The organism is Kribbella solani, assembly GCF_014205295.1.
GTDB classification, from domain to species: Bacteria; Actinomycetota; Actinomycetes; order Propionibacteriales; family Kribbellaceae; genus Kribbella; species Kribbella solani.
In genome coordinates, this window is record NZ_JACHNF010000001.1 from 5,596,590 (window position 1) to 5,618,850 (window position 22,261).

24 protein-coding genes are annotated in these 22,261 nt (G+C 69.1%); 12 read left to right on the top strand and 12 right to left on the bottom strand.

Annotation, left to right across the window (positions count from 1 at the left end):
- Positions 1-27 precede the first annotated feature (27 nt).
- Positions 28-573 carry a MarR family winged helix-turn-helix transcriptional regulator gene (locus HDA44_RS25725; protein WP_238352547.1) on the bottom strand — a complete coding sequence of 182 codons (546 nt, stop codon included), beginning with the start codon at positions 571-573 and terminating at the stop codon, positions 28-30.
- A 16-nt stretch (positions 574-589) separates the two neighbouring features.
- Between HDA44_RS25725 and HDA44_RS25730 the strand changes: the two genes are divergently transcribed.
- Positions 590-982 (top strand): hypothetical protein, encoded by a 393-nt coding sequence (locus HDA44_RS25730; RefSeq protein ID WP_202887562.1) that lies wholly within the window; start codon positions 590-592, stop codon positions 980-982.
- Between the two features lie 402 nt (positions 983-1,384).
- Here HDA44_RS25730 and HDA44_RS25735 read toward each other — a convergent pair whose 3' ends face one another.
- The gene (locus HDA44_RS25735; protein WP_165549662.1) at positions 1,385-1,558 is read right to left on the bottom strand and encodes a hypothetical protein; all 174 of its coding nucleotides are present in this window, start codon (positions 1,556-1,558) and stop codon (positions 1,385-1,387) included.
- Between the two features lie 229 nt (positions 1,559-1,787).
- On the opposite strand from HDA44_RS25735, the gene HDA44_RS25740 reads away from it, so the two are divergent.
- Genes HDA44_RS25740 through HDA44_RS25755 form a run of 4 tightly spaced genes read left to right on the top strand, consistent with a single transcriptional unit; the run spans position 1,788 to position 5,849 of the window.
- A complete protein-coding gene (locus HDA44_RS25740; RefSeq protein WP_184838669.1) occupies positions 1,788-3,083 on the top strand; it encodes an NsdA family TPR-like regulatory protein in 1,296 nt (431 codons plus the stop codon).
- Positions 3,084-3,126: 43 nt separating this feature from the next.
- Positions 3,127-3,660 (top strand): GNAT family N-acetyltransferase, encoded by a 534-nt coding sequence (locus HDA44_RS25745; RefSeq protein ID WP_184838671.1) that lies wholly within the window; start codon positions 3,127-3,129, stop codon positions 3,658-3,660.
- A 35-nt stretch (positions 3,661-3,695) separates the two neighbouring features.
- Entirely contained in the window at positions 3,696-4,640 is a 945-nt protein-coding gene (locus HDA44_RS25750) for an oxygenase MpaB family protein (protein ID WP_184838673.1), read from the top strand.
- A 9-nt stretch (positions 4,641-4,649) separates the two neighbouring features.
- Positions 4,650-5,849: an ROK family protein gene (locus tag HDA44_RS25755; protein ID WP_184838675.1), complete on the top strand. Its 1,200-nt coding sequence runs from the start codon at positions 4,650-4,652 to the stop codon at positions 5,847-5,849.
- Between the two features lie 68 nt (positions 5,850-5,917).
- Here the strand turns inward: HDA44_RS25755 and HDA44_RS25760 are convergent, their stop codons facing one another.
- Entirely contained in the window at positions 5,918-7,141 is a 1,224-nt protein-coding gene (locus tag HDA44_RS25760) for an IS30 family transposase (protein WP_184830367.1), read from the bottom strand.
- A 155-nt stretch (positions 7,142-7,296) separates the two neighbouring features.
- A complete protein-coding gene (locus tag HDA44_RS25765) occupies positions 7,297-7,893 on the bottom strand; it encodes a ParA family protein (RefSeq protein ID WP_184838677.1) in 597 nt (198 codons plus the stop codon).
- A 259-nt stretch (positions 7,894-8,152) separates the two neighbouring features.
- Between HDA44_RS25765 and HDA44_RS25770 the strand changes: the two genes are divergently transcribed.
- From HDA44_RS25770 to HDA44_RS25780, 3 genes are all read left to right on the top strand, one after another.
- Positions 8,153-8,791 carry a sigma-70 family RNA polymerase sigma factor gene (locus HDA44_RS25770; RefSeq protein ID WP_184838679.1) on the top strand — a complete coding sequence of 213 codons (639 nt, stop codon included), beginning with the start codon at positions 8,153-8,155 and terminating at the stop codon, positions 8,789-8,791.
- Complete coding sequence (locus HDA44_RS25775; RefSeq protein ID WP_184838681.1) at positions 8,788-9,060, top strand: hypothetical protein; 273 nt, start codon at positions 8,788-8,790, stop codon at positions 9,058-9,060. Before HDA44_RS25770 ends, HDA44_RS25775 begins: the two co-directional genes overlap by 4 nt.
- 64 nt (positions 9,061-9,124) lie before the next feature.
- Positions 9,125-10,285 (top strand): DUF4185 domain-containing protein, encoded by a 1,161-nt coding sequence (locus HDA44_RS25780; RefSeq protein ID WP_184838683.1) that lies wholly within the window; start codon positions 9,125-9,127, stop codon positions 10,283-10,285.
- Positions 10,286-10,294: 9 nt separating this feature from the next.
- Here HDA44_RS25780 and HDA44_RS25785 read toward each other — a convergent pair whose 3' ends face one another.
- Positions 10,295-11,155 carry an NAD(P)-dependent oxidoreductase gene (locus tag HDA44_RS25785; RefSeq protein WP_184838685.1) on the bottom strand — a complete coding sequence of 287 codons (861 nt, stop codon included), beginning with the start codon at positions 11,153-11,155 and terminating at the stop codon, positions 10,295-10,297.
- A 42-nt stretch (positions 11,156-11,197) separates the two neighbouring features.
- On the opposite strand from HDA44_RS25785, the gene HDA44_RS25790 reads away from it, so the two are divergent.
- Positions 11,198-14,050 (top strand): AfsR/SARP family transcriptional regulator, encoded by a 2,853-nt coding sequence (locus HDA44_RS25790; protein ID WP_184838687.1) that lies wholly within the window; start codon positions 11,198-11,200, stop codon positions 14,048-14,050.
- 26 nt (positions 14,051-14,076) lie between these two features.
- Here the strand turns inward: HDA44_RS25790 and HDA44_RS36785 are convergent, their stop codons facing one another.
- From HDA44_RS36785 to HDA44_RS25810, 6 genes are all read right to left on the bottom strand, one after another.
- Entirely contained in the window at positions 14,077-15,030 is a 954-nt protein-coding gene (locus HDA44_RS36785; RefSeq protein ID WP_337906415.1) for an ABC transporter substrate-binding protein, read from the bottom strand.
- Positions 15,027-16,997 carry an ABC transporter permease gene (locus HDA44_RS36790; RefSeq protein WP_202887563.1) on the bottom strand — a complete coding sequence of 657 codons (1,971 nt, stop codon included), beginning with the start codon at positions 16,995-16,997 and terminating at the stop codon, positions 15,027-15,029. The genes HDA44_RS36785 and HDA44_RS36790 overlap by 4 nt, the downstream gene beginning before the upstream one ends.
- A complete protein-coding gene (locus HDA44_RS25800; RefSeq protein WP_184838691.1) occupies positions 16,997-18,067 on the bottom strand; it encodes a betaine/proline/choline family ABC transporter ATP-binding protein in 1,071 nt (356 codons plus the stop codon). Before HDA44_RS25800 ends, HDA44_RS36790 begins: the two co-directional genes overlap by 1 nt.
- 86 nt (positions 18,068-18,153) lie before the next feature.
- Entirely contained in the window at positions 18,154-18,402 is a 249-nt protein-coding gene (locus HDA44_RS37540) for a globin family protein (RefSeq protein ID WP_238352548.1), read from the bottom strand.
- Positions 18,384-18,614, bottom strand: coding sequence for a globin domain-containing protein (locus HDA44_RS37545; RefSeq protein ID WP_337906416.1), 231 nt, complete (start codon positions 18,612-18,614; stop codon positions 18,384-18,386). Before HDA44_RS37545 ends, HDA44_RS37540 begins: the two co-directional genes overlap by 19 nt.
- A gap of 27 nt (positions 18,615-18,641) precedes the next feature.
- Complete coding sequence (locus tag HDA44_RS25810; protein ID WP_420488555.1) at positions 18,642-19,580, bottom strand: aminoglycoside phosphotransferase family protein; 939 nt, start codon at positions 19,578-19,580, stop codon at positions 18,642-18,644.
- A gap of 36 nt (positions 19,581-19,616) precedes the next feature.
- On the opposite strand from HDA44_RS25810, the gene HDA44_RS25815 reads away from it, so the two are divergent.
- Genes HDA44_RS25815 through HDA44_RS25825 form a run of 3 tightly spaced genes read left to right on the top strand, consistent with a single transcriptional unit; the run spans position 19,617 to position 21,395 of the window.
- Positions 19,617-19,850, top strand: coding sequence for an antitoxin VbhA family protein (locus HDA44_RS25815; RefSeq protein WP_184838695.1), 234 nt, complete (start codon positions 19,617-19,619; stop codon positions 19,848-19,850).
- 9 nt (positions 19,851-19,859) lie between these two features.
- On the top strand, positions 19,860-20,642 hold the full coding sequence (locus HDA44_RS25820; protein ID WP_184838697.1) for a Fic/DOC family protein: 783 nt from the start codon (positions 19,860-19,862) through the stop codon (positions 20,640-20,642).
- A 42-nt stretch (positions 20,643-20,684) separates the two neighbouring features.
- Positions 20,685-21,395: a hypothetical protein gene (locus HDA44_RS25825; RefSeq protein ID WP_184838699.1), complete on the top strand. Its 711-nt coding sequence runs from the start codon at positions 20,685-20,687 to the stop codon at positions 21,393-21,395.
- Positions 21,396-21,407: 12 nt separating this feature from the next.
- Here the strand turns inward: HDA44_RS25825 and HDA44_RS38680 are convergent, their stop codons facing one another.
- Positions 21,408-22,232 carry a siderophore-interacting protein gene (locus HDA44_RS38680; RefSeq protein ID WP_184838701.1) on the bottom strand — a complete coding sequence of 275 codons (825 nt, stop codon included), beginning with the start codon at positions 22,230-22,232 and terminating at the stop codon, positions 21,408-21,410.
- Between the last annotated feature and the right edge of the window lie 29 nt (positions 22,233-22,261).

Below are 22,261 nucleotides of genomic sequence, written 5' to 3' on the forward strand. Positions count from 1 at the left end.
TCCGAAGAGCGGACCTCGAGCGGACATCTAGCGGTCCAGCGTGGTCACGAAGCGGGTCAGAAGGGTGGCGAAGGTGGTTCGTTCGGCGGGGGTCCAGTCGGCCATCGCGTCGGCGAAGCGGGACTGACGGTGCTTGTGGACGGTTGCCAGCTGGTCGTGCCCGGCCGGCGTGAGGACCAGGTTGGTCCGGCGGCCGTCCGCCTGGTCCGCCTCGCGCCGGATCAGCCCACCCGCGACCGCGGCGGCGACCAGCTTGCTCGCCCGCGGCTGATCGACCCCGAGCGCGGCCGCGACACCGTTGACCCCGATCGGCTCGCCCCCAGCCGCCTCGACCGCATCCAGCACCTCCTGCACCGGATCCGACCCACCCGCCTGCACCCCGAACGTACGCCGAGCCTGCCGCCGCCGGATCGCAACCATCGCCCCCTCGACCGCCTCAACCGAAGCCGCCTCAACAGCACCCGCCGCCTCGGGCGCAGCCGTCGCCGCCGCAGCCGGATCGGCCGCCTCAGCAGCCGGCTCGGGTGGATTGGCTGTCGGGGCTGGGTTGGTGTTGTTCATGTCCTCGTCCAACTATATGCTTGTTGACATGTATATGTCTGCTGACAACAAGCCTATCGGGTGGTGGCTGAAAGAGGTCGATCGGTTGATCGAGGCGTCGTTCGAGCGGCTGCTCGCGGCCGACGGGCTGAACCGGCGCCAGTGGCAGGCGCTGAACGCGGCGGCCGGCGGCGAAGTGATCGCGGTGGCGCTGGCGCCGTTCCTGGACGACGACCCGGCCGAGCTCGCCGCGGTGACGAATCCGCTGGTCGAGCGCGAGTGGCTGACCGGCGACGAGCTGACGGCGGCCGGGTCGCGTGCCCTGGCGGACCTGACGGTCAAGGTCCGGGCGCACCGCCGTGCGATCACGGCGGGCATCTCCGAGCCGGAGTACCTGACCACCGTCGGCGTACTGCGCCGGATGGCCGGCAACCTGGAGTGAAGGCTCCGAGTGTGACCGCCCAGGCGCGGCGGTCACACTCGGAGCCCAGCCACCTCAAGGGGGAGGTTCCCGGTGAGGTGTCGGGAGCCTCCGGTGTCCTACCGCCCAGGACACTCGGCCCTGCCTGGCCCGAGGTGTCGGCCAGGAGGTGGTTGGAACGGCTGGGCGGCGGCGATACAGGGAACTCAGCCGCCAAGCCCAGCCGGGCCGGTGGGCGGCGCGGTCCGGGGCTGAGGAGTGCCCCGGACCGCGCCTGGGTGGTGTCCGGGACTGAGGAGTGCCCCGAACTTTCCAGAACTGCCCCTGAACGTGAGGAGACTCCAGGGTGCAGCAACCGGGTCTGAGGAGGACCCGGACGCATATCGGGTGTTACCGGTGTTGCGGTCCTGCTTCAGTGCTGTTTCAGTCGGTGGAGTCGAGCGGTCCGAGCAGGTCGTTGGTGACCTTCAGACCGGCGAAACGACGCCGCATCGCCTGCTCGTAGCGGGCGGCCAGTGGCGCTTCCGCGACGTACTGTGCGATCACGTGCTCGCCGAACCAGACCCGGACTCTGCGCCGGTGCTGTCTCGACGTCATTTCCGCGATGCTCACTACCTCTCACCCCGTAACTCTCAGGCCTTGCAACCAGTTGGACTTACTGGTTGTCATGGCAGTAATGGTGCACGAGCCCAACGTGACCGCTCTAGGACCTGGACCGGACCTTTGCCGGACCTCTTCCGGTCCTCTCGCGGACATCTGGGGGACAGCACCTTGTCGTGGGGCATGAGTCGAGACAACGTCTTAGCTGACGTGAACGGGAGGAACGATGGCGGGTAGGTACGCGCCAAAGACGGTCCTGGCGCACCTGATCCAGCGCCGGAACCAGACCTACTCCGAGATCGTCGCCGAGTTCGTCGAGCTGGGTGGAACCATCACCGAGCGGCACCTGCGGCGGCTCGCATCGGGCGAGCGCGCGGGGACCACTCCTCAGACCCGGCGCACCCTGCAACGCATGTTCGGCAAGCCGGTCGAGGAACTCCTCTCGCCGTACCAGCCCGAACCGGCTGCCCAGGTGGTGCCGGCACCTGCCGCGAGTGGACGGATCACGACAGGTAATGAGATGGAGGTTCTCGACATGGCTGCCAGCCGAGCGAGGGCGTTTGCCCTCGCGGCCCAGTCCGGTCTCGGAAGCGAGGCCATGGAACAGGTGTACGACGACGTACGCCACGCCGCCCAGGCGTACCCGCAGCGCCCCCTGCCCGAAATCCTCGGCCAGCTGGTCGAGACGCAGGACCTGGTTTTCGGTCTGCTGGAGAGCCGCCAGCGCCCGGACCACCACCGCCAGCTGTACTTCCTGGCCGGGGTGACCGGCGGTCTGCTGGCCAAGGCCTCGCACGACCTCGGCAACCCGCACGCCGCCCTGACCCAGGCGCGGACCGCGTTCCTCTGCGCCGACAACGCCGACCACCACGGCCTCCGGGCCTGGGTCCGCGGCCTGCAGTCCCTGGTCTCGTACTGGGCCGGCAACCCGCACGACTCGGTCCGCTACGCGCAGCTCGGCGCCGGGTACGCGGAGCAGGCGAACAGCACCACCAGCGTCTGGCTCCCGGTCAGCGAGGCCCGGGCCTGGGCAGCGCTCGGCAACCCGGAAGCGGCCCGGCACGCGCTCGAGCGCGCCGAGGATGCCTGGGACTCGGTCCAGAACGACGACCTGGACGCCATGGGCGGCCTGTGCACGTTCGGCCGCAACCGCCAGCTCTACTACGCCGCCGACGCGCTGGCGTGGCTGCCGGGTGAAGTCGACCAGGCACAGCGGTACTCCAGCCAGGCAGTGGACGCGTACACCGACCAGAACCACCCGGAGTGGGCCTTCGGTGACGCCGCCGGCAGCCACGCCGCGATGGCGATCACCCGGATCGCGAGCGGCGAGCTGGACGGCGCGGCGGACGCGCTGGCGCCGGTGCTGACGCTGCCGACGGAGCGGCGGATCAACGGTGTCGTGCACTCGGCCCGCCGGGTCCACCAGGCGCTGCGGCAGTCCGGCCGCGCCGAGGATGCCCGGGAGCTGCAGGAGGAGATCGAGGCCTTCACCCGGACGCCGATGCAGACGTACCCCCGGTAGTCTCTGCCCGAAACTGGAGCGGTGGGGGAAAGGCAAGACAGCTATGGAGCTCAGCGGCGAGCTGACTGTACTGCGCGAATTCCGGACGTCCGACCTCGACGATTACCTGGCCATCGCCGGTGACGACCGGGTCACCACCTGGATGGCGTTCGACAGCTACGACCGGGCCAAGGCCGAGCAGAACCTGGCCGGCATCATCGACCGGTCGGCGCGGCAGGACCGGCCGGACTACATGCTCGCGGTCACCCGGCCGGTCGACGACCGCGTGGTCGGGTTCGCCCGGATCGCGCCGAGCGGACCCTGGACGGCGAAGCTCGGCTACGCGATCCACGCCGACCAGTGGGGCCGTGGGTACGCCACCGACGCCGCCCGGACGCTGCTGCGCTTCGCCTTCGGCACCCTGTCCCGGCACCGGGTGACCGCCGCGATCGGCCCCGAGAACGAGGCCTCGATCGCGGTCGTGAAGCGCCTCGGGTTCACGTACGAGGGCCAGCTTCGCGACCATGTCTTCACCAACGGCGGCTGGCGGGACTCGCTGCTGTACTCGCTGCTCGAACCCGAGTACGCGCCCGCCTGATCGAAGCGCTTGGCGTGGTGGGGAGACTGGATTCCATGGCCGCCACCAGTTCTGCTTCGCTGCCGCCGCTGAGTCCACCGAGTCCGCTGAGTCCACTGGCTCCGCTGACTCCGCTGCGGGACGGGCTCGCGCGGATGATCCTGACGAAGGTGGCCGGCCCGGATCCGTACGCCGAGCGCGACCGGGTGCACAAGACGCCCGGGCCGCGCTGGTTCGCGCCGGACCGGCCGATCCGCCGCGTACACGGTGACGCGTCGATGTTCGCCGGCGGACTGCGGGCGCTGTTGTTGCAGTCGCTGCATCCACTCGCGATGGCGGCGGTGGCGGCACACTCCGGGTATCGCGGTGACCCGTGGGGCCGGTTGCGTCGTACCAGCTACTTCCTGGCCATCACGACGTACGGTGCCGTACCGGATGCCGAGGAGGCGATCGCGCACGTTCGGTCCGTACACGAGCGTGTCCGGGGGACCAGTCCGGGTGGGGTGAAGTACCGGGCGTCGGACCCCCATCTACTCAAGTGGGTGCATGTGGCGGAGGTGGACAGCTTCCTGCTGGCCCACCAGCGGTACGGGGCGCGGCCGCTGACTGCTGACGAGCAGGACCTGTACGTCGAGGACGCTGCGCTGGTAGCTCGCAAGCTCGGGGTCATAGACCCACCGACCACGGTCGCTGAGCTGCAACAGCTACTGAAGGACTACCAGCCGGAGCTGCGCGGTACAGCGGAAGCACGCCAGGCCGCCCGCTTCATGCTGGTTCACCCGCCCGTACCCTGGGCGGCCAGACCGGCGTACGGCGTGCTGACTGCTGCTGCGGTCGGACTGCTCCCGTGGTGGACCAGACTGCCGCTCCGGCTCCCGTACCTGCCACTGGCCGAACGGACCGTCGTCCGAGCCGCCGGTGACGGCCTCACCAGAACCATCCGCTGGGCACTGGCTTCACCGAACCTGGAAGACCGGTCGCAGGCACCCGCCGTGATCTAGGTTGTTCCTGTGCCGCTGCGTCCTCATCGTCCGCTTCCGCTGGCCACGCCGGCGGGTGTCGAGGTGCTGACCAGAATCCTCACGCAGGGTCCGATCCCGCGGGTGGAGATCGCGCGCCGGACCGGACTGTCGCAGGCGGCGGTGACCAAGGCGGTGGCGCCGCTGATCGAGACCGGGTTCGTCACGGATCAGGCGGCACCCGCGGGAGGCGACAGCCAGGTCGGCATCGGGCGACCGGTGAGTCCGTTGACCGTCGTACCCAGCAGCGTTTCGGTGATCGGGGTCAAGGTCACGCCGACCAGTCTGATCGGCGTCACCACCGACTTCACCGCGGGCATCCTGAACGTACGGCACGAGGAGCTCGACGACACCGTCCCGCAAGCCGTGATCGACCAGCTCGCGGAACATGTGAAGGCGCTGATCGGCGCACTCAAATCCGGTACGGCGGTGGCCGGCCCGCTGGCCGGGATCGGGATCGCGGTGTCCGGCGATGTCGACGCGGCGAACGGCGTGGTGCGGGACTCGCCGCTGATGGGCTGGCGCGGCGTACCGGTCGCGGAGTTGCTCGGCGAGCGGGTCAGCCTGCCGATCGTGGTGTCCAACGACGTCCGCGCGCTGACCGTCGCGGAGCACTGGTTCGGCGTCGGCGTGAACGCGGACTCGTTCGCGCTGGTGACGATCGGCTCCGGGATCGGCTGCGGCCTGTACGTCAACGGCGAGGTGGTGTCCGGGGCGTACGGCGTCTCCGGCGAGCTCGGCCATCTGCCGCTCGCGCCCGGCGAACTGGTGTGTACCTGCGGCCGGCGTGGTTGCGTGGAAACCGTCGCGTCGTCGGATGCGATCCTGGCCCGGATTCGGGACACCACCGGCCGGAAGGAGCTGGACCTGGCCGGGGCGATCGAGCTCGCCCACGCCGGCGACCGGCAGGCGGGTGCCGCGTTCGACCGCGCCGGTGAGGTGATCGGCGCGGCGCTGGCGGCGATGGTGAACCTGGTCGGCCCCGAACTGGTCGTGATCGCGGGCGAAGGCGTCGCCGAGTACGAGCTGTACGAGGAGCGGATGCGCCGCGCCTTCGCCGACCACGCCTTCGGCGCCGCGGGCAACTGCCGGCTGATGCTCCGCTCGCACACCTTCGACGACTGGGCCCGCGGCGCCGCCGCGACCGTCATCCGCGCCTACGTCCGCGCCGAACCACCCCTCCACCGCTGACCCCGCCGCCCCGGCCCAGGGCAATTTCGGAGGTGAACGCCGCCAGTTGACCGGCGGGGTCCAGTGGTCTAAGCAACGAGTAGTTCGGCCAGTGCTTGGGCTGGGGTTTTGAGGTTGAGTGTAGGGCGGGGTCGTTGGTTGAGGGTGGTGGCGATCTGGTCGAGGCTGGCGGCGGTGTGGGTGGACAGGTCTGTGCCTTTGGTGAGCCAGAACCGCAGGAGCCGGTTGGTGTTCTCGTTGGTGCCGCGTTGCCAGGGGGAGTGGGGGTCGCAGAAGTAGACAGGCATGTTCAGATCGAGCTGGATGCGCCGGTAGGCGGCTAGTTCGCGTCCGCGGTCCCAGGTCAGGGAGCGGCGCAGGTGGTCGGGCAGGGTGCGCATCTGGGTGATCATGGTCTCGGCCACGGTGTCGGCGTCGTGCTGGCCGGGCAGGTGCAGCAAGATGGTGAACCGGGTGGTGCGCTCGACGAGTGTGCCGACCGCGGAGCGGTTGCCGGTGCCGATGATCAGGTCGCCTTCCCAATGTCCGGGCACGGCACGGTCGGTGGCCTCGGCGGGGCGTTGACTGATCGTGAACGCTTCCCGGTACGGGTTTCGGGCCTGGCGATGGTCGCCGCCGCGGGGTTTGCGGGCCGTGCGGCGCAGGCTCAACTGCCGGTGCAGGTCTTGTCGCAGCTGGCCGCGGGTCTGCACATACAGCGCTTGGTAGATGGTTTCGTGCGACACACGAGCCATCCTCTCCTGCGCGCTGTCGCCGGGGTGATCACGGCGCAGTACTGCCGCGATCAGGCCCGGGGACCAGCCGGTGTCCATCCAGCCGGTGATCCGGGCGCACAGCCCCGGATCGGCGGCCAGCTTGAACTCCTTGGGCCGGCGCCGCCGCTCATGAGCGGCACGGTGAGCCACCGGCGCCCAATAGGACCCGTCCCGGCCGCGATTGCGGGCCACCTCACGCCAGATCACCGACTTGTCCCGCCCGATCGCCTCACCGATCCCGGCATACGACAACCCCTGCCGTAACAGCACAGCGATCACCGCCCGGTCCTCACTGGTCAACGGCCGCCGAGCTCGCGTCCCCGCGACCCCACCCGGGACTGCTGCTGGCACGCTGCCCGGCAACCCACCAGCTCTGTTCTGCCGCAACGATGGCTCCACAAGCCCCGATGTTCGCCACCACAACGAACCCGTATCCCACGACACGCCGACCGCCGACGCCGCTGACTGCACCGACCACCCACCACCCACCAGCGCGAAAAACTCATCCCGCACTCCGTACGGATACCTCATCGGCATACACAACACCTTCCATCAGGCGTTGCTTCGACCACTGGACCCCGCCACCCTTCACACCCCGCATGCCGGAGGTGAACGGTGCATTTGAGAGGTGAACCTCTCAAATGCACCGGGGGGTAGCGGGGACAGGGCGGGTGGTGGTCAGGTGCGGGCGGTCAGGTGCGGGCGGCGGCGAGGATCTTGCGCCAGACCTTCTTGTACGAGTCGAGGCCGTCGGTGGCCAGTGGGCCGGTCGGGCCGGCGGTGATCGAGACACGCTCCGGGATAGTGCCCCAGACCGGAATGCTCTCGGCCGCGTAGTGCTGCATGGCCTCCTGGTACGAGCGGGTGTACGTACGCGCCGAGCAGATCACCAGGCCGGCCGGCACGTGATCGGGTACGAGCTCCATCACCGCCTTCACCCGCGGCGTCTCGACCCCGCCGACGCGGGTCGGGATGATCACGATCCGGGCCCGTTCGAGCGCCTTGTTCAGCAGCCGCTCGTGGGACGGCGGCATGTCCACGATGCCGATGCCCTCCGGCGGAACCTTGTCCAGCGCCTTGGTCAGCAGCCGCTCGGTCGGCGCCTCCGCGATCTCGATCCGGTTCAGGTGCTCGTCGTCGGAGTCGGCGATCCAGTCCGCGGCGCTGCCCTGCGGATCCGCGTCGACCAGGGTGGATGTGCGACGGTTGGACGATGCCAGCGCGGCCAAGTACACCGACGTGGTTGTCTTCCCGACCCCGCCCTTCAGTGCAGCTGTCACGATGATCATGGAGTGAATCTACCCGGACCGGACCGGATTTCGGCGTGTCGTCGGCGTTGCCGATCCACATCGTGATAGTTGCCCCCGGCCCATGTGACCAAGCTCAAGCCCACTTCAGCCCGGAATCCTTCCGGCTGTCCGCCGCCTCTTACTCCTGACTCGACCCTGACGAAGGAGCTCCTGATGACCGTTACCCTGACCATCGCCGCCGTTGCCGTGGTGCTGCTGCTCGGCACCTGCAGCGTTGTCGTCCTGCGCCGGAGGAGCCGTGGCTGACCTCGACGAGCAACTGATCAGCGCCGCCCGATCCGGCGACGTGGACGCCCTCAGCACGCTGGTCGCCGACTCGCACCCGACCGTACGACGGTTCGCCCGGACCCTCTGCAGTACGCCGGAGGACGCCGAGGACGCCGCGCAGGAAGCGCTGATCATCCTGTACCGGAAGATCGGCATGCTCCGTGCGACCAGCGCGCTGACGTCCTGGATGTTCCGCATCGTCCGGAACGAGTGCCTACGCCGGACCCGTTTCCTGCTCCGCGAACACCCAGCCGCCCCACCCACTCCCGGATCGGCCGGACTGACCGGATCGGCCGGACTGACCGGATCGGCCGGACTGACCGGATCAGCTGGACTGACCGGATCAGCTGGACTGGCTGGATCAGCTGGATCGGCGACCACCGTGCCCTCCGCCGAGGACGAGGTGCTGCGGCAGCTGGAGGCGAGGGCCGTCGCCGCGGCCATCGCCGAGCTGCCTCCGGACCAGCGCAGCGTCCTCGTCCTCCGGGACGTCCAGGGCTACAGCGGCCCGATGGTCGCCAAAGCCCTCGGCCTCAGCGTCCCCGCGATGAAGTCCCGGCTGCACCGCGCCCGCGCCTCCGTCCGCGAGACCCTTGGAGCACCCTCATGAGCTTCGCCAGCAGCTCCCTACCTCGCCACCTGTTCCGCGGCGCCCTCGGCTTCGGCAGCCTGATCAGCGCCTTCGCCCTACTCCCACTCGTCGGTCCGGCCGCCTTGCTGCTCCTTCTGCTCGGCGCCGTCGCCTTCCGTGGTTGCCCAACCTGCTGGGTAATCGGCCTCATCGAGACAACCTCCCGCGGCCGCCTGAAACGAGATTGCACCGACGGCACCTGCACGCTGACACGCGGCCCGGCCACAGCCCAGCGCTGTGGAAGCTGATCCAACACGCGAACAAGCTCACGTCAGCCCGCCCGCGGCCCGGTGATGTGTGACCGTAGGAGCCATGCCGACCACTTCCGACGTCCCATCCGGGCCCGCTGAACCCGGCCGTCAGCGGGACCACGCCGCCCGGGCCGAGGCCGCGGCGGCCTGGCGGGTCGCCGCGACCCCGCACGCCGCGCCGGAGGCGGCGTTCAACGCGTACAGCGACAGTGGCCAAGGGTGGACCGGCGGCGACAGCACGTACGCCCAGCGGCTTCCGGACGGCCGGGTCGTCTGGGCGTTCTCCGACACCTTCGTCGGCCCGGTCAACGCCGACGGCTCCCGTCCCGAGACCACGCCGTTCATCAACAACTCCTTCGTCGTCCAGACACCGGACGAGTCGATCCACACAGTCACCGGCGGCACCAAGGAGCACCCGGCGCCGCTCATCCCTTCACCGGCCGACGGCTGGTACTGGCTGGGCGGGCGCACGCTGAACGGTGACAACCTCGATGTGATGGCACTCAGGTTCCAGCGCACCGGCGAGGGGATGTGGGACTGGCAGTGGGTCAGCAACAACCTCGCGCGCTTCGACAGCCAGACCCTGGCCTTGAAGGAGCTCATCCCGCTGCCATCGGATGCGAACGTCCAGTGGTCCGCGTGGGTGCTGCAAGAGCAGGAGTCCACCTACGTGTACGGGGTGGAGGACAGCGGGGAGGCGAAGTACCTGCACATTGCCCGGGTTGCTGGTGGTGACCTGGCTCAGCCATGGGAGTACTGGACCGGTGACGACTGGTCGAACGATGAGGCGGCGGCCGCGCGGGTGCTGGGTGGGGTGGCGAACGAGCACAGCGTGACGCCGTGGAAGGACGGGTATCTACTGGTCACGCACGACACCAGCGAGGCGTTCAATCCTCGGATCCTCGGCTACACCGCGGCCACACCGACGGGACCGTTCACCAATCCGGTCGAGCTTTACCGGACACCGGAGACCGGCACGGACCCGCAGGTCTTCACGTACAACTCACACGTCCAACCGCACCTGAGTAGCGACGACTCGCTGCTGATCAGCTACAACGTCAACACTCTGGATCTGGATGCTTTGTTCCGTGCGGGCGGCACCTCCATCTACCGCCCGCGGTTCGTCCGGGTGGAGCTCGAAACCGATAGCCCCAACGCGCCCGAGCCGTACGGCAGGCGTGGCCGGACCGCGCCCAGCCCGCGAACCGGCCGGGAGCGATAGGGCGCGGCGCTAGCTCGGTTTGCGGATCAGTTCTACTAGGGCGGTCAGGCCGGCGGTGCCGTAGCCGGCGGCGTCGGTTCGGGCGAAGAGGTTCGCCATGGCGGCCGGTACGGCGGCGTCGAGGCCTGCGTTGGTGAAGGTTTGGACGACGTGCTCGGCGCCGATGGCCTGCATGTGCAGGTTGCTGTCGCCGCCGCCCGCGTGATCGCCGGTGTCGAGTGAGGTGCTCGTCTGGAGGAAGCCCATCGGGCCGTCGCCGGCCAGGTCGGTGAGCAGGGTCGCGACGTACGGGCGGAGCTGTTCCGCGCTGCCGACCAGGCTGGACGAGTAGAAGTAGCTGATCAGCGTGGTCCAGAAGATGTTCAGCATGGCCTGGTAGAAGAGCATTGCCAGCCCGGGGTCGGCGCCCATGTGGTCGACGCGGCCCAGTGCTTCCAGCGCCGGCTGGTGGTCGGCCAGCGGCTGCTTCGGTCCGGCGTAGAACACGTACGAGCCCGGCTGACCGATCCCGGGCGGCGGCACCATGATCCCGCCGGTGATGAGGACGCCGCCACGCTCGTCCACCCACTGACTCGCCTCGCGCAACCGCTCCGGGGTGTCCGAGCTCAGGTTGACCAGGACCCGCCCGTTCAGGTCCGCGTCCGCCAGCGACTCGAACATCCCGGTGTAGTCGATCTGACTGATCACCACCAGCCGGCTGGCCGCCACCGCCTCGGCCGCGGTCGCTGCCGGTACCGCACCCAATCCGTCCGCCTTGCCCGGCGTACGGTTCCAAACCGTGGTCGGATGCCCCGCCGCCACGAACGTCTTGGCCATCATCGACCCCATCGCGCCGAGCCCGATCACTGTCACTGCTTCACGTGAACTCATGCACCCGATGCTCGAAGAACTCACTACGGGTTTACTACGGGTATGTACTTCGGGGTGCTCGGTCCGCTGCTCGTACGGACGGCTGCCGGCGATGCGGTCGCCGTACCCGACACAAAGGTCCGCACTCTGCTGCTCGACCTACTGGCGAACCAGGGCCGTCCGGTCAGCGCGGATCGGCTCATCGATGACCTGTGGGGTACGCGGCCGCCACGCAACGCGACCGGTACGTTGCAGGCCCGCGTCTCCCAGCTGCGTACTGCACTGGACCGCGCCGAGCCAGGCGCCCGTAGGCTCGTCCAGCACGGCCCGGCCGGGTACACGCTGGCTGGTGGTGTTGTCGACAGCAACAGCTTCGAGCAGTACGTCCGTACTGGCAGGCTGCGCGACGCACTCGGGTTGTGGCGCGGCCCGGCGTACGCGGATGTGCCCGACCACGAGTTCGCCCGCGCCGAACGGGACCGGTTGGACAACCTGTACCTGACCGCGTTGGAGGACCTGTCCGGTCGTGGCGATGACGTACTCCAGGAAACGACCGCACTAGTCCAGCAGCGCCCGCTCGACGAGCGACTGCATGCCGTACATCTCCGAGCGCTCTACATCGCCGGCCGCCAGCACGACGCGCTCCGGGCGTACGAGGAGCTGCGGACCGCACTTGCAGACGAGCTCGGCGCGGACCCCGGACCGGAGTTGGCTGAGCTGCACCAGGCGATCCTCCGGCATGACCCGGCGCTCCGGCGCAGTACGACGCTGCCCACTCCGCTCAACGACCTGATCGGCCGAGCGGACGCACTGGCCGCTGCACAACTACAGCTCGCTCAGAACCGTCTAGTCACACTGGTTGGTCCAGGTGGGGTCGGCAAGACCCGTCTGGCACTGGAACTCGGCCGCAACCACACACTCGACGTACGCCTGCTGGAGCTCGCCCCACTACGCCAGGACGACGTACTGGACGCGCTGGCCACCACACTGGATCTCCGCGACGAGTCAACCGACCTCCTCACCCGGCTGATGGATTCGATCTGCACCAGACAACTCCTGCTGGTCCTCGACAACTGTGAGCACCTGGACCTGGCAGACCTCGTCGGTCGTATCCTCACCAGAGCACCCGGGATGCGCGTACTGGCGACCAGCCGAGAGCCACTAGGCCTGACCGGTGAGCAGGTGTTCGACGTACCACCGCTAACGCGTTCCGCGGCGGTCGAACTGTTCCAGGCGCGATCCGGTGTCACCGACGACGTAGCAGCGATCTGCGAACGCCTCGACGGCATACCGCTCGCGCTGGAACTGGCAGCGACCCGCGTTCGCGCGCTGGGCGTGCAAGGACTGGCTGAACGGCTGGACGACCGCTTCCGGCTGCTGTCCGGCGGCAAGGCCGGTCCGGAACGCCAGCGGACCCTGCGCGCGACCATCGACTGGAGCTGGGAGCTACTGGACGACGAGGAGCGTCAGATGCTCCGCAGACTCGCGGTCCACGCCGGTACGTTCTCGCTGGAGGCTGCGGCCAAGGTGAGCGAGCTACCGGAGCACGTCCTGCTCGCACTGGTGGACAAGTCACTCGTAGCGGCAACAGCCGGTCGGTACCGTCTCCTGGAGTCAGTGGCGGCGTACAGCCTGGAGCGGCTGACGGAAGCCGGCGAAGAGGCAATCACTCGCGACAAGCACGCGACGTACTACCTGCAGCTCGCTCAGCAGGCCCAGCTGCACGGACCAGGTCAGCGAGTCTGGCTGCACCGGCTCGACCAGGAGGCCGCCAACTTCCGGGTCATCCCACCGTCGCTGGAGCTGGTCAACGCGCTCGCCTGGTACTGGTACCTCCGTGGTCGGTACGGCGAAGCGCGCCGTGCTCTTGCAGCCGCGCTCGCGCTACCGGACCAGCAGCGGGCACTCCGTACGAAGGCAGCTGTCTGGCTGGCGGGTATGAGCGCAACCGACGCCCAGGCAACGGATGTCGCCGCGGCGGGCGACCGGGCACTGGAGGAGATCGGCGACGACCCGGACGCGCTCTGGTTCCTGACCATGACCCGCTGGGCGTACGGCGATCCGGTGGTGTTGATGGACCGCATCGACCGCGCTATCGCCAGCTTCACGGACCGCGACGACCAATGGGGAGTGGCCGCGGCACTCAGTACCCGCGCGCAGCTGAACATCGTGCACGCCGACCTGGACGCGATGCGGCGCGACAGCCGGCGCAGTCTGGAGCTCTTCAACGAGTTGGACGACGACTGGGGCCGGCTGCAGGCGACGTACGCGCTGATCGTCGCTGCTGAGATCAGTGGGGACTACCCGACCGCGGGCGGATACCTGGAGGAGGCGATCGTGCGCGCGGAGAATCTGGGGCTGTGGACAGAGGTCTCGTTCCGCACTGCCGGGCTGGGCCGGATCGCCTTGCTGACCGGCGACTACGCGCGCGCCGACGAGCTGCACGAACAAGCCCGCCGGCTCGCGATCGAGCAGTCGAACAAGTCCGCCGAGGAGTACGCGGAGGTCGGGCTGGGTCTGGCCGCGCGCCGGCAGGGCCGCCTGGACGATGCCGAACGGCACTTCACCAAGTGGCTCGGCTGGCTGGAGCAGGTCGGCGGTATGCCCGGCATCGGGTTCATCTCCAACCAGCTCGGCTATGTCGCCGAGCAGCGCGGCGACCTCGCGACCGCGCGCCGGCTGCACCAGCGCGGTCTCGAGGTCGCGCGGCAGACCGGTGACGAACGGGCGATCGCCCTCGCGCTCGAAGGGCTGGCCGGCGCGACCGAGGACCCCGGTCGCGCCTTGGACCTGCTGGCCGAAGCGGCCGCGCTCCGGCAGCAGGTCGGCGTCCCGCTACCGCCGGCCGAACGCTTCGACGTCGACCGAGCCACCCACCGAGCCGAGAGCGTCGGCCGCGGCCGCGCCAGGCGCTGACCGAGCCACCCGCCGGGCTGAACGTGTCAGCGGCCGAGCCAGGTGTTGACCTTTGGCTGGTTGTCCTTCACCCACTTCTCGGCGGCCTGGTCCGGCGTCAGCTTGTCCACCGCGATCATCCGGGCGATCGTGTTCTGGTCCTCGTTCGTCCACTTGAACCGCTTGACCAGGTCGTACGCCGGGCTGCCCGAGTCGGCGAACTTCTTCGACACGATCTTGTCCAGGTCGTACGGCGGGTAGTCGCAGGCCACCTTCGCCGGCACGGCGTCACAACCGGGCGTCCACTTCGGCAGGTTGATCTTCACCAGCTTGACCTCGTTGAAGAACCACTGCGGCTCGTAGAAGTACGCGAGCAGCGGCCGCTTGTTCTTCTCCGCGTCCCGGAACGACTGGATCAGCGCGGTCTCACTGCCGCTCTGCACGACCTTGTAGTTCAGCGCCAGGTTCTTCACCAGCGCCTCGTCGTTGGTCACGTACGAGGGGTCGCCGTCGAGCAACTGCCCCTTGCCACCGGACTCCGACGTCTTGAACAACGCGGCGTACTTGTTCAGGTTCTTCCAGTCGGTGATGTCCGGGTACTTCGCCGCCATCCACGGCGGCACGTACCACCCGATCACGCCGGCCACGCCGGTCGAACCGGCCTCGACCGCGACCTTGTCCTCGGTGATGTACTTCTTCTTCAGATCCTCGTGACCCCAGTTCTCCAGGTTCACGTCCACCTCACCGGTGGCGAAGCCCTGCCAGGCAACCTGTTCGGCCAGGTTCTTCTTCACCACCTTGCAGCCGAGTTCCTTGGTCGCGACGTACGACACCACTGCCGCGTTCGCCTCGTACCCGACCCACGGGCTGACGGTCAGGTTGAACGTGCCGCAGTCCTTGCCCGCGGCGGCCGGCTTGTCGTCGGCGATCTTCTGCCCACCACAACCCGCCACCGCGAGCGCGACGGCCGTCAGCACACCGGCGTACCGGAGTCTCTTCACCGCTTGTCTCCCCTGCTTCTGTTCCGATTGGAGCCTTGATAGTTCTGGGTCCGGCGAGCCGCTGCCTGCGTCACCCGGTCGAGCAGCACGCCGAGCAGCACGATCGCCAGCCCCGCGGCCAGTCCCTTGCCGTACAGCTCGTTCTGTACGAAGCCCGCGGACACGTCGTACCCGAGCGCGCCGGCGCCAACCAGTCCACCGCAGACCACCATCGAGAGGACATAGATCAGGCCCTGGTTGACCGCGAGCGTGATCGCCCGCCGGGCCACCGGCAACTGCACCTTGCTGATCACCTGCCAGCTGCTGGAGCCGACCGAGTTCGCCGCCTCGACGGTCGCGACCGGGACCGCTTTGATGCCATCGGCAACGATCTTGGTGGTGACCGGGACCGCGAACACCACCGCGGCCGCGATCGCGGTGAACCGGCTGCTGCCGAACAGGGCCAGGAAGGGCACCAGGTACACGAACGGTGGCATCGTCTGCCCGGCATCCAGCAACGGCCGAATCCAGACGTCGACGCGGTGGTTCCGCCCGGCCCATACCCCGAGCGCGATCCCGACCGCGACCACCACGACGGTAGCGAGCAGCGTCGACGCGAGCGTCACCATGCTGTCCGCCCACAACCCGGTAGCGACCAGCAGCCCGGTGCAGACCACCGCCGGTACGGTCGCCCGCCAGCCACCGAGCACGGCGGCCAGCGCGACCACGACCGCGGTCACGAGCCACCACGGCGAGCCGGTCAGCAATGCCTCGAACGGGTTCAGCAGTCCGTTCGTGACGGCGTCTCGCAGGCCGTAGGTGAATCCACCGAACACGTCCTGGACCCAGTTCGTCACGCTCGACGTGATAGTGGCGATCCGGGCTCCGAGTGTGCCGTCCGCTGGGAACTCGGCAGCCCAGACATAGGTCCGGGAGAACCAGATCGCGACCAGTACGCCGACCGCGCCCGCGCCGAGCAGGATCCGGCGCCGGAGGTTCGCCGTGCGCCACGGGCGATCACCCGCGGCGGTGGTGACCCGGTCGAGCACGATCGCCAGCACGACGATGGCCAGGCCGGCGTTGAACGCGACGCCGACGTCAAGCGTCCGCAACGCCTTCAGTACGGTCTGGCCCAGGCCCGGCGCGTCGATCAGCGCGGCCACCGTCACCATCGACAGCGCCGCCATGATGGTCTGGTTGATGCCGACGACAACGGTCGATCGCGACATCGGCAGCAGTACCTTGGTCAGCGTCTGGCCGTGGGTCGATCCGAGCGAGCGGGCCGCCTCGACGCTGGCCGGCGGGACCGAGCGGATCGCGTGCGCGGTCAGCCGGACGGCCGGTGGCGCGGCGTAGATCAGGGTGGCGATCGTCGCGGCGGCCGGACCGATCGCGAAGAACAGGGTCAGCGGCGCCAGGTACACGAACGTCGGCAACGTCTGCATCAGGTCGAGGACGAGCGTCGCGACCTTGAACGCGCGGTCGGACAACCCCGCCCAGATGCCCAGCGGGATCGCCACCAGCAACGACAGCAGCACCGCGGCGATGGTCAGCGAGAGCGTGTCCATGCTCTCCTGCCACAGCCCCTGCATCCCGATGAACCCGAAGCCGGCCGCGGTCAGGACGGCGACCTTCCAGTTGCCGAACGCCCACGCGCCGTACGCCGCGAGCGCGACGACGCCGAGCCAGCCGATCACCGGTACCGGACGGTCGAACGACGGCTGCGAGATCAGGTCCTGAAGCAGCACGACGAAGTTGCCGACGGCGATCCGGATCGCGTCGAAAAGCACGTTGCCCTGGCCGACGTCGTCGCGGTGCTCGGTCAGCCACCGGTGCAGCGCGGTGGTGTCCTGACCGCCGAGGGCGAGCGTGTCGATACCGCGGAGCAGGAAGTACGCGGCGACCCAGACGACCAGCAGGACGCCGGCCACCACGCTCCGCCGCGGCCGCCGGACCTCGATCTCGGCGTCGCTGGTGATCGCGGCCATCAGGCCGGCTGGTGGTTCGGCGGTGCGACCACGGCGAGGATCTCCTCGTCGCCGATCACCCCGAGCAGCGTGCCACCGTCGACCACCTTGACCGGGCGGCTCGCCTCCAGCACCGGCCGGGTCGCGTCCCGGACCAGCACGTCCGCATCGAGCTCCGGGCCGTCCAGCGGCTCGCCCGGGCGCGGGTCGCGGACGATCCAGCGCAGGGTGAGTACGTCCGCGCGTGGCACTTCGCGAACGAACTCGCGGACGTAGTCGTCGGCCGGCGCACCGACCAGCTCGTCGCCCGTACCGAGCTGCACCGCGGCGCCGTCGCGCATCAGCAGAATCCGGTCGCCAAGCTTGAGCGCCTCGGACAGGTCGTGGGTGATGAACACCATCGTCTTGCCGACCTCGCGGTGCAGCCGCACCACCTCGGTCTGCATCTCGCGCCGGATCAGCGGGTCCAGCGCGGAGAACGGCTCGTCGAACAGCAGTACGTCGGGGTCGTTGGCGAGCGCCCGGGCCAGGCCGACCCGCTGCTGCATACCGCCGGACAGTTGCTCCGGGTAGAGGTTCTCGTTGCCGGCCAGGCCGACGAGGTCGATCACCTCCTGGGCGCGGCGGCGGCGATCCGGCTTGCTCTCGCCGCGGATCTCCAGGCCGTACGAGACGTTGTCGATCACCTTCCGGTGCGGGAGCAGACCGAAATGCTGGAAGACCATCGAGAACTTGCTCCGGCGCAACGCGCGCAGCCGCTTCTCGTCGGCCGCGCGCAGATCCTCGCCCTCGAACAGCAGACTGCCCGCGGTCGGTTCGATCAGCCGGGTCAGGCAGCGGACCAGCGTGGACTTGCCCGAGCCGGACAAGCCCATCACGACGAACACTTCACCCGGCGCCACCTCGAAACTCAGGTCGCGGACGGCTGCCGTACACCCGGTCTGGGCGAGCAAGTCGGCGCGGTCCAGCGCGGCCAGGTCCGGGCGCCGGGGGACCCGCTGGGCCTTCGGGCCGAACACTTTCCACAGGCCCTGGACGGACAACAGCGCATCGGCGTCCTGCACGTCGGGGTACTCGAGCTGAGCGGTCACAGGTAAACCCTCGCATCCCCGCCGGTGGACACTAGCTGACCGCGACTGTACCCAACGGGCAGGGCCCCGGCGCCTCGGCGGGGGTGTCAGCTCGGCTGGTAGGGCGGCGCCTCGCCCCAGCCCCAATGCGGGACCGGCGCCTTCGGCGGCGGGGTCGCGCCGGGCTGGGAGTTGGCCAGCGCGATCCGCGTCCCCCACTCGACGTAGGCGACGAACGCGGAGCGGAACTCGGGATCGTCCGGAAGACCGGCCGGGTCCGCGCTCTGGGCGATCAGGGCGGCCCAGCGGGCCCGCTGCTCCTCGGTCAGCCCGAGGTTCAGGTGGTGGGCCAGCATCGCCGGGTACCGCCGAGCTCGTCCGTGTACCGGCTCGGGCCGCGGAAGACCTCGCCGAGCCAGATCGCGACATGTTCGCGATGGTTCTCGCTCATGTGCGCGAACACGGGTGCCAGGATCGGGTCCTCGAGCACCGCGTCGTAGAACACCTCAGTCAGCCGGCGAAGCGCATCGTGGCCGCCGGCCCACTCGTACAGCGTCGGAGTAGTCACGTAATCATGTAATCACACGAGCAGGCTTCACGCGAACAAGGCATCGGCGACCGCCGCGAGCTCGTCCTCCAGCCGGGTCGCGCCGTCCTCGGCGAACCAGATCACGTTCTGCAGGATCCGGCCCGCGGTCCAGGCGAGGGCGCGGTCGCGGTCGATCCCGGTCACGTCGAGCATCAGCGCGAACCGGTCCCGGATCGCCTGCGCCACGTCGCCGGTCGCGACCAGGTCGTCCCAGCGGTTCCACAGCACCGGGAAGACCTCGAACGCCGGGTCGCCGGCCAGCGGCTTCGGGTCGATCACGAGCCACGGCCGCCGGTCGGCCGCCATCACGTTCAGGTAGTGCAGGTCCCAGTGCAGCAGGCGGTCGCCGGATTCGGGGAGTACCTCGCGCACCTGGTCGGCGAACCGGCGTACCAGCTGCTGCTCCGCCGGGTCGGTGAGCCGGGGGAGCCAACGCGGTGCGTCCTCAACCAGTCGCGCGGCGATATCCGCGAGGCGGCGTACGCCCGGTGGTGCGGGCACGGCGCTCAGGTGAGTCAGGAGCTCGGCCAGAATTCGGGTCGCCTCGACGTGGTCGGGCAGGTCGTCGAGCGTACGCGGACGGAGCCGTTCCAGCAGCAGCGTCGACGTTTCCGGGTCGTCCTCGAGTACGCCGACCACGTCGTCGTGGTTCCAGGTCCGGAGCGCGAGCGCCTCGTCCTCGCTCTCGTCGTTGACCGGCTGAATCTTCAGCATCGCGGCGGCACCGTCCCGGCGGACGACCGGCAGAACCAAGGAGGCCTCGCCACTGATCGGCGCGCCGTCGACGGTCAGCTCCCACTCGCGGACGTACCGCTCCACCGCCGCCGGCAGGGACGCCAGCCACTCGGCACCCTTCTCCTGATGGTTCCGGATCAGCTTCGCGGGGATCTCGATCACCCTCGGCACAGTAAGCGGTTCCGCTGGGGTGCGCTCATCTTTTCGTATGCTGAGGAGACTTGACGTCGGAGAGGGTGGGGGACCGTGGCGGACGAACTGAAGGCCGAGGAACGGTGGCCGGAGCTGTTCGCTGAGCTGGACGAGGTGCAGCGGCGGGCCGTCCTGCAGTCGCTCGCGAGCGCCTGGCACGAGGGCTGGGAGCCCAACCGCGAGGACGTCGAGAACCTCGTCGACAGCGCCCTCGGCCGGATTGACAGGGACGAGTACCTACGTCGCGCCCACGACGCGGCCCGCCGCCGCGCCGCCGGCCAGAACTGAGCTGCCCGGATGGCAGAAGATCCGTACCTCTACCCCGGCACCGAGACGCTGCGGAACAAGTTCGGCGAGCGCGACAAGGACGTCCTCAAGGGCCTCGACTACGCGGCCGCGATGGATCGGCAACGCCAGCTGGAGTCCGGCGAAGCCGACGTCCCGAGGACGTACGACGCGCAGCACCTGCACGCGATCCACCAGCACCTGTTCCAGGATGTCTACGAGTGGGCCGGTCAGCCCCGCCCGGACGTGACGGTGTTCAAGGGCGTTCCGGGCGGTTTCGCGCCACCCAATCTGATCGATCGCTACCTGACCGACGCCGCCGAGGCGATCTCCTCCGCCGACTGGGCCTCGATGGACCAGGAACAATTCGCCCAGCAGGCCGCCAAGGTGTTCGCCTACGTGAACCAGGCGCATCCGTACCGGGAAGGCAACGGGCGAGCGACCAAGCTCTTCATGCAGCACGTCTCGGAGCTGTCGCCGTACGAGCTCGACTACACCAGAATCCCGGACAAGGTGTGGAATCAGCGCTCGATGCTGTCCGGCCCGGACATAGGTCAGTACGAGCCGGTGCCGGAGATGATGCAGCCGGTCTTCGAGGTTCTCGCCAAGGAGCGTCCGGACGGGCCGGCTCGGACCATGCTGTCACCGGAGCTGCAGAAGGCTCGTCAGGCCGCCGGGCTCGATCCGGGTGAGGTCGCCGGCCGGAACGCGAACCCGCAGTCAAGCACCGGTGCCGGTACCGACAAGCCGAAGACGTCCCGCGGGCGCGGCACGCAATCGCCTGAACGAGGCTGAGGTGCCGTAGGTCGCTCGGGCGACATGTGCTTGGGTCTTCCCATGGAGAGCAGGCATCGGCGGGTGCAGCGGGTCGTGGCTGCTATCTACGCCGGAATTCCGGTGGTGTTGCTGGTAGCGGTCGCATTGATCGCGGCGGCTGGGCCAGTGGCGGCGTGGGTTGGATGTGTTGTGCCGCTGGCGATGCTGGTCGTTGGCGTGGTGCTGCTGCGGCGGCATCGGTACCAGCCTCGGTGGTGGACCGGAGTGGCTGGGCTGTTCGGTGGTGCGGCAGGGCTGATGGTCACGCTGTTCCCGCTGGCGGTCGGCGTGTGGTGGCCGGCCGTGCTGGCGTTGCCGGGGCTCATCGTCGGCATTGTGGTCGGCCTGGCGTTGGCGCGGCTCGCGGACCGTACGCTGCTGGTCCCGTTCGTTCCGGAGCTTGCCGAGACGCCGTACGAGCTGGTGTTCCGGCTGCGGGGGATTCCGCTGGCGGCCGTGCTGGTCGGAGCGGACAACGTGACCATCCAGGCGCATCCGGTGCCGCGGTCCGAGCACCAGTTCCAGACCTACTCGCTGGGCGAGGTCACCGGCACCTACGAGTTCTCGCTGTCCGGGGCGGAGCGGCTGAAGTTCCCGATCGCGGTGACCCACGCTGTCGCCAGCGCGGGCCCAGCGGTGATCCTGCAGGCCAAAGGACAGGACTGGGTCCTGCCCACCAACCAGGCCGGCACGCTGATCGACGTACTCAACCGCCGTCAGCCCAGCGCCTAACCAGGCCGGCTGTCAGGACGCGGTGGTCTCGCGTTCGCGGCGGGCGGTGTCGGCCTTCTCGGCCTGCCAGCCGTCCTCGTTCTTGCCGAGGCGCCAGTACCCGGACAGGGACACCTGGTCGCGGGACAGACCGCGCTCCTGGAACAGGTTCTTGCGGATCCGGAAGACGAACCCGGCCTCACCGTGCACGAAGATGTGCGGCGTCCCGGCCGCGAAGTCCAGCGCCTCGACCGCGGCGACCAGAGCATCACCACGGGCACCGGACGCGGCCGACCGGTGGAACCACCGCACGTCGACGTCCCCGAACTTCTGCTCCTCGGTCTCGTCCTCGACCTCGAGCAGTACGGTCGCCCGCGCGCCCGGCGGCAGTTGCTCGACAGCCGAACCAATGGCCGGCAGCGCGCTCTCGTCGCCGACCAGCAGATGCCAGTCCGCCGCGGCGGACGGCGTGTACGCGCCACCCGGTCCGTTGAACCACAGCACGTCGCCAGGCTGCGCCGCGGCCGCCCACGGCCCGGCGACTCCCTCGTCGCCGTGGTGCACGAAGTCGATCGTCAGCTCGCGCGCGGCCTCGTCCCAGCTACGGACCGTGTACGTCCGCATGGTCGGCCACTGCTCCGCCGGATACGTCTCCCGGACCACGCCCAGGTCCAGCGGCTCCGGGTACTCGACGCCGTCCTTGCAGAACAGCAGCTTCACGTAGTGATCGCTGAAACCGTTGTCGGCGTAGTCGTCGGAGTGAAGCACCACCCGGATCATGTGCGGGGTGATCCGCTCGGTGCTGCGAACGACGGCGCGCTTGCAGACGCGGTTACGGCGGGGTGCGGGGCTGGTCACGCGACCACGGTCCTCTCGGGCGGAAAAGT